The organism is Vibrio sp. V43_P6S15P86, assembly GCF_009904725.1.
GTDB lineage: Bacteria > Pseudomonadota > Gammaproteobacteria > Enterobacterales > Vibrionaceae > Vibrio > Vibrio diabolicus.
Genome location: NZ_WXWT01000305.1, coordinates 1 through 10,153 on the forward strand (window position 1 = coordinate 1; position 10,153 = coordinate 10,153).

The window sequence follows — 10,153 nt, forward strand, 5'->3', positions numbered from 1 at the left end:
TAAGAGACTCAGTGTACCACGCATACTTACTCCTGTTGCACTAGCAATTACGCTCGCCGCCTGTTCTTCAGGTCCAAGACAGCCTGATGGCGTTGATGTAACACTTGAGCCTACTCAGTCTGTTCAGAACTATATGATCCAAGCTGATAGCACGGAAGGCAGTTTACAAAATGACTGGTTGATCATGGCAACCAAAGCCGCTATTCAAGCGAACCAGTTTGATCAAGCAGAACTGTTGATCAAACGTCTGGCTCGACAACAGTTGACCGAAGTTCAGCAAGCGGAGTGGCAACTGGCGCGTGCGACCATACAGCAAAAGCAAGGTAATTACTCGCAGTTGCTGCAATTGTTAAACTTTAAACCTTGGTGGAAATTGCCAAACGAGCAATGGAAAGACTATTACTTGATGCGTGCCGACGCTTATCAAGGCCTTAACCAAGCGTTTGAAGCAAACCGCCAGCTGGTTGCATTTGGTCAATACGCCTCGTCAGCAGAGCAGAGGGAAATCTCTAGCCGTATTTGGATGAACTTTGGCAGCTACTCAGAATATGAACTCACCTCATTAGAAACAGAGCCGAATGAGGATGTTCTAGACGGCTGGCTTCAGCTGGCTGTTTATGCAAAAACGCTATCGGGCAACCTGTCCCAACTTAAAAATACGCTAGAGCGCTGGTTAAGCGAAAACCCTTCGCACCCTGCTGCTATCTATACACCAGAAGAGATTCAAAACATTCTCTCTCTTGATATCGTGAAGCCAAACAATACTGCTTTATTGCTGCCGCTGACGGGTAAGTTCTCACCACAAGCGCAATTAATTCGTGATGGTTTTGTGTTTGCGATGATGAATGATCGTAATCGAGATCCTAGTGCAACACTTACGGTGATTGACACCAATGCGTATAACGCTGACCAAATTAAACAACGCTTGATCAATGAAAACATCGATTTTGTTGTTGGCCCTCTAGAAAAAGAGAACGTGGAGTTGTTGCACACAACCATGGATGGCTCAGCAAATGGCCCTACCATTCCAGCCCTTGCGCTAAATATCCCCGAGGATGTGCAACCAGATAGCAATATTTGCTACTTGGCATTATCACCGGAACAAGAAGCCGCACAAGCTGCAAAACACTTGTTCAGCGAAGGCTACAACTTCCCTCTTATTCTTGCACCAAAAGGCAGCTTTGGAGAGCGTGTAACTGAGGCTTTCAACAAAGAATGGCGAAAGTACAGCTCTAACAAAGTCGCAGCAAGTTACTTTGGTGACAAGCGCCAACTTCAAAAAGACATCAATGAAGTATTTGGCCTGCAAGAGAGCAAGCAGCGTATCGCCCAGATGCAATCATTAATGCGAATTAAGCTTGAAACACAGCCACGTAGCCGTCGTGATGTTGATGCGGTTTATATCGTAGCTAGAAGCACTGAGCTGACTTTGATCAAGCCGTTTATCGAAGTAGCGATTAACCCTGATGCGAAAGCACCACAAATCTTCTCTAGTTCGCGTAGCAACAGTGGCGGCGCGACATACGAAGATCTAACAGGCATCATCTACAGCGACATTCCATTGCTGATTGACCCAGATCCTAGCGTGACCGCTGAAATGAACGAGCTTTGGTCAGAGCAATCTAACATGGAAAAACGTTTGAAAGCACTCGGTATGGATGCATATAAATTGATCGGTGAACTTCCACAAATGAAGGTCGTTCCTGGTTACTCAGTCGGTGGCCAAACCGGTATTTTAAGTATCGACAACAACTGTGTTGTACAGCGTGAATTGAGCTGGGCTGAGCGTGGGGCTCTTTAGTAAGCGCCAAATCGGAAATCAATATGAAGCTCTGGCGAAGCACTATTTGCAACGCCAGGGCTTGCGCTTTATTGAACAAAATTTCCTGACCAAGGTCGGTGAGATTGATTTAATCTTCCAACAAGGTGAAACTATCGTGTTTGTTGAAGTCAAATATCGTAAGAACGATCACTTTGGCTCAGCAGCAGAAATGGTAACGCACGCAAAAATGCGCAAGCTAATCAAAACTGCACAAGTTTGGCTTAGCCAACAAAAGCGCTTAAAACACAATATCGATTATCGGTTTGATGTCATCGCTATTCATAACAATGGGCGAGATATCAACTGGATAGAAAACGCAATCTCTGAAGGATAAGCGATGCTAGACAGCATTAAAGACAGCTTTACAGAAAGTATTCAAATTCAAATCGCAGCAGCAGAGGCGCTGCCCGATGCCATTACTCACGCGGCCCAAGCGATGGTCTCAAGCTTGCTCAATGGCAACAAAATTTTATGTTGTGGTAATGGCGGCAGTGCTTCAAACGCTCAACAATTTGTTTCTTGTCTTTTAAACCGTTTTGAAACTGAGCGCCCTAGCCTGCCTGCAATGGCCTTAACAGCCGATAATACAACCCTGACCGCTGTCGCAAACGACTACCACTACCAGGAAATTTTCTCAAAACAGGTACGAGCGTTTGGCCAGCCAGGCGACATTCTGCTTGCCATGTCGACTAGCGGTAACAGCAAAAATATTATCAAAGCGATGGAAGCGGCTGTAACTCGAGACATGACGATTATCGCGCTAACAGGCAAAGATGGCGGTGAGATGGCAGGGCTGCTCGGTGAGAACGACGTCGAAATTCGTATTCCATCACACCGCACTGCACGTATTCACGAAGTACATATGGTGACACTCCATTGTCTTTGTGATCTTATTGACCAGGTGCTTTTCCCTGCTCATGAAGAGTAACCAAGACTGAGGGTCAGAATTATGATACGTAGCCTCGTTATCTTATTAACAGCATTGAGTTTAAGTGGTTGCGCTGGCTTGTTTATCGCTGGCGCTGCAACCACAGCAAATATTGTCACGGACACACGCAGTACAAAACAAATTTGGCAGGACAACAACATCGAATTCGAAGTTGCGGCGATCGGGAATAAGGCGCCGTTTAAAGGTGAGGTTCGTGTGGTTGCCAGCTCCTATAACGGTACGGTTGTTCTTATGGGTCAGGCTCCAACGCAAGACCTTATCCATACTTTAGAGCGAAGAGCTCGAGAAGTTAGTGGTGTGAAAGTCATACACAATCAAATCAAACAAAAAGAGCCACTCACTGTCACTCAAATTAGCAACGACAGTTGGATCACAACCAAAGTAAAATCAGCCTTGCTGACCGACTCTGAACTCAATGGCGTTAAGGTTAAAGTGATCACCGAAGACGGCGACGTTTTTCTGTTTGGTTATGTCACACCAGAGCAAGGCGAGCGAGCGACAGAAATCGCGCGTAATATCTCTGGCGTAAAACAAGTCATTAAAGGGTTCCAATATGGCGAAATGGAACCTGTTGAAGTGGACTTACCGAGTGACGGTGTACAAACAATAGAAAGTGAGACAAACGCGGAAAATGAAGCCAACGTCGAAGCATTTACGATTGAGTAATTGCGAAACATCACTTGAAAACACGTCAAGTGACCCGTCCTGATATGGGTTGACACTTTTTAACTAAAACGCTCGATGTACTTCATCGGGCGTTTTGTATTTTAAAGCCGTATGAGGCCTCATTTGATTATAGATATCTACGGACTCTGCTACCATCGTCCTTGCTTCTTTCAGATCTTTCGGTTTCTTCAGCAAGAGCTCCATTTTGAGTATCCCATTTACACGCTCAGCTAAAGCATTCTGATAACAGTCATACCCGTCAGTCATTGAGCAAGTCACTCTATGTTTCTTATGGATATCTTGATATTCCTTCGAACAGTATTGTGAGCCTCTATCTGAGTGGTGTATTAGCTTTTCTTCATTCTGCCGTTGCCTGAGAGCTGAGATAAATGCCCGCTTAACTGATTGAGTTTTCATGTTGTCATCCACATAAAAACCAACAATCTTCCTTGAATAAGCGTCTGTAACCAAGCTGAGATAACTCTCTCCATTTTGAGTTGGCAAGTAAGTAATATCAGCAACCCACAGTTGTTCTGGCTTCGTTGGTGTCAGCCCATCTTTCACTTTGTTTGGGTGACAGAAAAATCGATGACGGCTGTCAGTCGTTCGGTGATAGGCTCGTCTTGCTCTCACTAACAGCCGATGCTTTCTGAGAAGTTCAAAGAGCTTATCGCGACCTATTTGAATGCCCTTTGTTGCTGCTAAGAACTTCAGTTTACGCGTGCCAATGCGTGGCTGCTTCAGCCTGACTTCACGGACAAAGCCAATGACAGCATGCTCATGATGTTCACAACGAGATTGAGTTTGGCATTGCTTATAATAAGCTTGGCGAGAGATTTGTACTAACTGACAAAACTTCGTAACGCTCAAACCCACTATGGTTTTCTCTTGGACAACGCTTCTTTGTGCTTTTTTGTCACTCTAACACCATAGTCACGTTCCATAACGTTCACGACAGCTTCAAAGAAGTCGGCTTTGAGTTGAGCATCTTCGAGCTGCTTCTCAAGCTCTTTAATACGTTGCTCTGGTGTAGGAGGTGAATTGAACTCGGCCATAGAGTCTCCTTTGGACATAAAGTTAGGTGTCCCTTTAGACCAATCTAGTCGACCATGCTTACGAAGCCAAACCAAAACCGTAGAGCAACCTTGGATGCCATACTTCTCTTGGGCTTGTTTGTAAGTGAGGCTTCCTTTTTCAACCTCATCAACTACAGTGAGTTTAAAAGCGAGGGAGTAATCGCGCTGAGTTCTTTTAGTTGTTGATTTCATAACACTCTCCAATTTTGGGGGTGGAAAGTGTCAACCTTATTTAGGACGGCACAAAGACACTAAAAAGAAAAAAGCAGCGTTACGCTGCTTTTTTATTATTTAATCACTCTTAAGCTTGGTTTGCCTTTTGGTCGAGGAGCATCATCCTCTTCGGCATCCGAATCAGAGGCTAACTCGGAAGGCGAATCGCTAACCGTTGTAAACGATGGGGATGATTCTTCCTCGGTCATCGCTTCTTCTTCGATGTGAGTGTACGCTTCTTCTGGTTCAAACATAGTACCAGCACCATTCTCACGCGCATAAATAGCTTGGACAGCATACACAGGCACAATTACTGAGTGTGGACGGCCGCTAAAGCGAGCATGGAAGGTAATCGCATCATTACCTAACTCAAGATTACCCACCGCACGTGGTGCAATATTCAAAATAATTTGACCATCTTGAATAAACTCAACCGGTACACGTACGCCCGGCATCGTTGCATCCACAACCAAGTGAGGAGTCAAGTCATTGTCTACTAACCAATCGTAAAATGCGCGAAGCATATACGGGCGGCGAGCAGTCATTTTTGCAATATCCATAACGTGTTTAAAATCGCTTAGCGAACTAGGCGCATTTCACGTTCAGCTTCAGTTAAAGAAGCAAGGAACGAATCACGTTCAAATACGCGGTTCATGTACACCTTGATTTCTTTTGAACCAGGGCCAACCAGATCGATACCAAGTTGAGGCAGACGCCACAATAATGGAGCTAGGTAACAGTCGATCAAGCTGAATTCTTCGCTCATGAAGTACTCATATTCAGCAAAAATTGGCGCTAACGTCAGAAGATCATTACGCAGCTTTGTGCGTGCTTTTTCTGATTCTTCCGCATTACCTTTCATCACTTTTTCAGCGAGTGAATACCAGTTGCGTTCGATACGGTACATCATCAAGCGGCTGTTGCCGCGAGCAACAGGGTAAACCGGCATTAGAGGTGGATGAGGGAAACGCTCGTCCAAGTACTCCATGATGATTTTTGAATCGTAAAGAGCTAGCTCACGGTCAACAAGAGTTGGCACTGATTTATATGGGTTTAGCTCAACAAGCTCAGCAGGAAGGTTTGCTTCGTCAACAAGCTCAACTTCAACACTTACGCCTTTTTCAGCTAGTACAATGCGAACCTGATGGCTATACAAATCTGATGCACTTGAGAAAAGAGTCATCACAGAACGTTTATTGGCAGCTACAGCCATGGAGCCCTCCAGTACACTTACAAATAAAAACAATGGAGGCTAAGCCTCCATTGTACATCAATTAAAATTGGGAATTAGCACGCTATTTTAGCACAATTAATGCACATCGCGCCAATACTCTTTCTTGAGCATCACGACAACGATGGTTAGAAGCACTAAGAAGCCCATTACCCACCAACCTAAAGCATGACGCTCAAGCTGCACTGGGTCACCTGAATAAACCAAGAAGTTCACTAGGTCGCCAACCGCTTTGTCGTATTCGCCTTCGCTCAGCTCACCCGTACCATCTGTTTCAGTACCAACAACAACTTGTACTTCTTCGCCATCTACGATTTTCGTATCGTAAATCGGCGTCGGGATACCCTGTAGCTCTTCAAGCACATGTGGCATACCAACACTCGGGAAGACAATGTTGTTCACGCCGAATGGACGAGATGGATCAACATAGAAAGAGCGTAAGTAAGTGTATAACCAATCAGCACCACGAACTCGTGCAACCAACGTAAGATCTGGTGGTGGAGCACCAAACCAATTTGCCGCTTGCTTCGGTGGCATTGCGTTGACCATTAGATCACCGATTTTCGCTTCAGGATTGAAAATCAGGTTTTCTTTCATTAAGTCTGTTGGAATTTCCAAGTCTGTTGCTACACGCTCATAACGCTGATACTGCGTTGAGTGACAAGCAAAACAGTAGTTCATGAACAACTTCGCACCGTTTTGTAGCGAAGCTTTATCCGTTAGGTCAACATTCGCTTTATCAAGCGGAACGTTAGCCCCCGCTGCCATCGCTAGTGATGGCAACATAGCAAATAGAATTACAATCCACTTCTTCATTTGAATGTCACCCTCTCTGGTAATGGTTTGGTTGCTTCATTTTTGCTGTAGAAGAACAGCAACACAAAGAACATGAAGTAACACAAGCTAAAGATCTGAGATAGTAGTGTGTACGTTGGTGTTGCAGGTAACGCACCTAAAATACCCAGAGCGATAAAGGCGATAGTGAACTGTACAATATTCAACAGATGAAGTTTGCTACGGTAACGGTATGAACGAACTTTACAACGATCCAACCAAGGTAGAACAAACAGCACTGCAATTGACGCACCCATTAGGATAACACCTAATAGTTTGTCTGGAACCGCACGTAAGATTGCGTAAAACGGCGTGAAGTACCATACCGGAGCAATGTGCTCTGGTGTCTTCAGTGGGTTTGCAGCTTCAAAGTTAGGCGGTTCAAGGAAGTATCCTCCCATTTCTGGGTTAAAGAACAGCACGTAACAGAAGAAGAACAAGAAACCAGCCACACCAACTAAGTCCTTAACCGTACCGTATGGGTGGAAAGGAATAGAGTCGATAATGTCGTATTTCTTCGTGTAGTAATCGTGGAACTTGAACTGTGTCTTGTAATCATCGCCCATTGAACCTTTTGGTAGCTTAGTTTCGATACCATCAGGGTTGTTTGAGCCGACTTCGTGCAGCGCCAATACGTGCAGAACTACAAGAAGAAGTAGAACGATAGGCAGTGCGATAACGTGTAGCGCGAAGAAACGGTTTAACGTTGCACCAGAGATGATGTAATCACCACGGATCCAAAGCGTTAGGTCATCACCGATAACAGGAATCGCACCAAACAAAGAAATGATTACCTGCGCACCCCAGTATGACATCTGACCCCATGGCAGTAGGTAACCCATGAATGCTTCAGCCATTAGAACGAGGAAGATCAACATACCGAAGATCCACAGTAGTTCACGAGGTTTTTGATATGAGCCGTAGATCAGGCCACGGAACATGTGCAAGTACACAACAACGAAAAACGCAGATGCGCCAGTTGAGTGCATGTAACGTAGAAGCCAACCGTACTCCACATCACGCATGATGTACTCGATAGAAGCAAACGCACCGTCACCAGAAGGAACGTAGTTCATCGTTAGCCAAATACCCGTTAGGATTTGGTTAACCAGAACCAGCATCGCCAGAGAACCGAAAAGGTACCAAAAGTTGAAGTTCTTAGGCATTGGGTATTCAGACAAATGCTTTTTATAAGCATTCATTGCAGGAATACGCTTTTCAACCCAGTCTAACATTGCTTGCATTATGCATCCCCCTCATCAACACCCACAATGAGCTTGGTGTCGCTCAAATACATGTGCTTAGGAACGACAAGGTTCAATGGAGCAGGTACCCCTTGGAACACTCGACCAGCCATATCGAACTTAGAACCATGACAAGGACAGAAGAAGCCAGATCTTACGCCCTGGACCTGCTCTGAGAAAGAGTCTGGTAGATAGGTTGGTGAACAACCTAGGTGAGTACAGAAACCAACAGCGACAAAAAACTCTTCCTTAATCGAACGAAACTCATTCTGAGCGTACTCAGGCTGCTGTTCCATTTCAGATTGCGGATCACGAAGCTTATCGCCGATCGTTTTTAAGTTATCTAGAACGCTTTGAGTGCGGCGAACAATCCATACAGGTTTCCCCTGCCACTCGACACGAACCAGCTGACCTGGTTCAATTTTACTTATATCCACTTCCACCGGTGCACCTGCCGCTTTGGCTTTAGCACTCGGATTCCATGATTTGATAAAAGGCACGGCGACGGCGACTGCCCCTAACCCACCAACAACTGCCGTTGTAGCGGTTAGAAAACGCCTGCGACCGTTATTTAAAGGCGCGTTGCTCATCCAAACATTCTCCCATTTGCTCCCTTTGGATCGTTATTATTCCGCTTATAAGAGCATGGCTAACAAACAATGAATTTAGTTCTATTTATTGGAGGGAAATGATAAAGAAAACCCTACTTTTTGACAAGATAAAGCTACCTTTTTGTAACATTTGTGAGGCAAATCGCTCGCGTCGTCACAAAAGCGGCAGAATTATAAAAAATTGATGTGATTTGTAACAAGAAAGCACAACATGGAAGTTCTGCTGAAAGCTATTCAAACCTTTTATCTTGGTAGTTTTCAGTTAATTACACAGCAAAATATTTCTTAGTGCGCATTCAACTTACGTTGTTTGTATTTTCACTTTTGTAGCACGCCGCATACGCAAAAAAGACGAGTAGGCATTTTAAAACATGTTGCAGGGATATTAAGACGTAAAGGCATCCACAGCAGATAAATAAGCTTATAACGTATGGTAAGGAAGAAGCTTTACTCTGAGCCTAGTTATAAGTGAATACAAATGGATATTGATCGGCAGGTATTATTTCTTTAAAAACAAAAAAGCCCGGCATAGAGCCGAGCTTTTGGTACACAGTTTCCAGAGTAACTCTGAAAAGCAGAATTTCCAATAAGAGGAAATTAACGCTTAGAGAACTGTGGACGACGACGTGCTTTACGTAGACCAACTTTCTTACGTTCAACGCAACGAGCGTCACGAGTAACGTAGCCAGCTGCGCGTAGAGCAGGACGTAGAGACTCATCGTATTCCATAAGCGCGCGAGTGATACCGTGACGGATAGCACCAGCTTGACCAGAAATACCGCCGCCTTTAACTGTTACGTAAAGGTCTAGCTTTTCAGTTAGTTCAACAAGTTCTAGAGGTTGTTGTACAACCATGCGAGCTGTTGGACGACCGAAGTATTCGTCAAGGTTACGCTTGTTTACTACAATGTTGCCGCTGCCTGGTTTAATAAAAACACGTGCAGCTGAGCTTTTGCGACGGCCAGTGCCGTAGTATTGATTCTCTGCCATTTTCGAAATCCCCAATTAGATGTCTAGTACTTGTGGTTGTTGAGCAACATGGTTGTGCTCAGCGCCTGCGTAAACTTTAAGCTTACGGTACATAGCACGGCCTAGAGGACCACGTGGAAGCATGCCTTTAACTGCAAGCTCAAGAACCATCTCAGGTTTACGATCGATCAACTTTTCAAAAGTGATAGATTTTAGACCACCTGGGAACTCAGAGTGACGGTAGTACACTTTGTTCTTAGCTTTGTTACCAGTTACAGCAACTTTCTCAGCGTTGATAACGATGATGTAGTCACCAGCGTCAACGTGAGGAGTGTATTCAGCTTTATGTTTGCCACGTAGGCGAGATGCAATTTCACTTGCTAGACGACCAAGAGTTTTACCTTCAGCGTCTACAACGTACCAGTCGCGTTTTACAGTTTCTGGTTTAGCAACGAAAGTTTTCATGCTAATAATAACCCGTTAATTAAAATTTAAACTTTAAGGAACACCGTTCTGGCGCTCCCACACTGTCTAAGAG

Annotated in this window: 12 protein-coding genes; 4 read left to right on the plus strand and 8 right to left on the minus strand. The window is 44.7% G+C overall.

Going from position 1 to position 10,153, the window contains the following annotated elements; all coding sequences use genetic code 11:
- From CAG69_RS13510 to CAG69_RS13525, 4 genes are all read left to right on the plus strand, one after another.
- Window positions 1-1,801, plus strand: a 1,801-nt coding sequence (locus CAG69_RS13510; protein ID WP_161444658.1) for a penicillin-binding protein activator, incomplete at its 5' end; no start/stop codon positions are given.
- Window positions 1,788-2,156, plus strand: a complete 369-nt coding sequence (locus CAG69_RS13515) for a YraN family protein (RefSeq protein ID WP_104971259.1) — start codon at window positions 1,788-1,790, stop codon at window positions 2,154-2,156. The genes CAG69_RS13510 and CAG69_RS13515, both read left to right, overlap by 14 nt.
- A 3-nt stretch (window positions 2,157-2,159) precedes the next feature.
- Window positions 2,160-2,750, plus strand: coding sequence for a phosphoheptose isomerase (locus CAG69_RS13520; protein ID WP_005372901.1), 591 nt, complete (start codon window positions 2,160-2,162; stop codon window positions 2,748-2,750).
- A gap of 21 nt (window positions 2,751-2,771) precedes the next feature.
- Window positions 2,772-3,437 (plus strand): BON domain-containing protein, encoded by a 666-nt coding sequence (locus CAG69_RS13525; protein ID WP_161444660.1) that lies wholly within the window; start codon window positions 2,772-2,774, stop codon window positions 3,435-3,437.
- A gap of 63 nt (window positions 3,438-3,500) precedes the next feature.
- Here CAG69_RS13525 and CAG69_RS13530 read toward each other — a convergent pair.
- The 8 genes from CAG69_RS13530 to rplM all read right to left on the minus strand — a co-directional run bounded on the left by CAG69_RS13530 (window position 3,501) and on the right by rplM (window position 10,080).
- Window positions 3,501-4,705, minus strand: a protein-coding gene (locus CAG69_RS13530; protein WP_161444662.1) for an IS3 family transposase whose coding sequence is annotated in 2 segments (ribosomal slippage) — window positions 3,501-4,354 and window positions 4,354-4,705 — 1,206 coding nt in all. Because the reading frame shifts where the segments join, the coding sequence is not laid out codon by codon here.
- Between the two features lie 95 nt (window positions 4,706-4,800).
- Window positions 4,801-5,286 carry a ClpXP protease specificity-enhancing factor gene (gene sspB, locus CAG69_RS13535; protein ID WP_161444663.1) on the minus strand — a complete coding sequence of 162 codons (486 nt, stop codon included), beginning with the start codon at window positions 5,284-5,286 and terminating at the stop codon, window positions 4,801-4,803.
- 17 nt (window positions 5,287-5,303) lie between these two features.
- On the minus strand, window positions 5,304-5,939 hold the full coding sequence (gene sspA / locus CAG69_RS13540) for a stringent starvation protein SspA (RefSeq protein ID WP_005372897.1): 636 nt from the start codon (window positions 5,937-5,939) through the stop codon (window positions 5,304-5,306).
- A 96-nt stretch (window positions 5,940-6,035) separates the two neighbouring features.
- Complete coding sequence (locus tag CAG69_RS13545) at window positions 6,036-6,773, minus strand: cytochrome c1 (protein WP_005372881.1); 738 nt, start codon at window positions 6,771-6,773, stop codon at window positions 6,036-6,038.
- Window positions 6,770-8,035 (minus strand): cytochrome b, encoded by a 1,266-nt coding sequence (locus CAG69_RS13550; RefSeq protein ID WP_005372880.1) that lies wholly within the window; start codon window positions 8,033-8,035, stop codon window positions 6,770-6,772. The genes CAG69_RS13545 and CAG69_RS13550 overlap by 4 nt, the downstream gene beginning before the upstream one ends.
- On the minus strand, window positions 8,035-8,625 hold the full coding sequence (petA, locus tag CAG69_RS13555; RefSeq protein ID WP_005396462.1) for a ubiquinol-cytochrome c reductase iron-sulfur subunit: 591 nt from the start codon (window positions 8,623-8,625) through the stop codon (window positions 8,035-8,037). Before petA ends, CAG69_RS13550 begins: the two co-directional genes overlap by 1 nt.
- 618 nt (window positions 8,626-9,243) lie before the next feature.
- Window positions 9,244-9,636, minus strand: a complete 393-nt coding sequence (gene rpsI, locus CAG69_RS13560; RefSeq protein WP_005372876.1) for a 30S ribosomal protein S9 — start codon at window positions 9,634-9,636, stop codon at window positions 9,244-9,246.
- Window positions 9,637-9,651: 15 nt separating this feature from the next.
- Window positions 9,652-10,080 carry a 50S ribosomal protein L13 gene (gene rplM, locus CAG69_RS13565; protein WP_012842158.1) on the minus strand — a complete coding sequence of 143 codons (429 nt, stop codon included), beginning with the start codon at window positions 10,078-10,080 and terminating at the stop codon, window positions 9,652-9,654.
- Window positions 10,081-10,153: the final 73 nt, after the last annotated feature.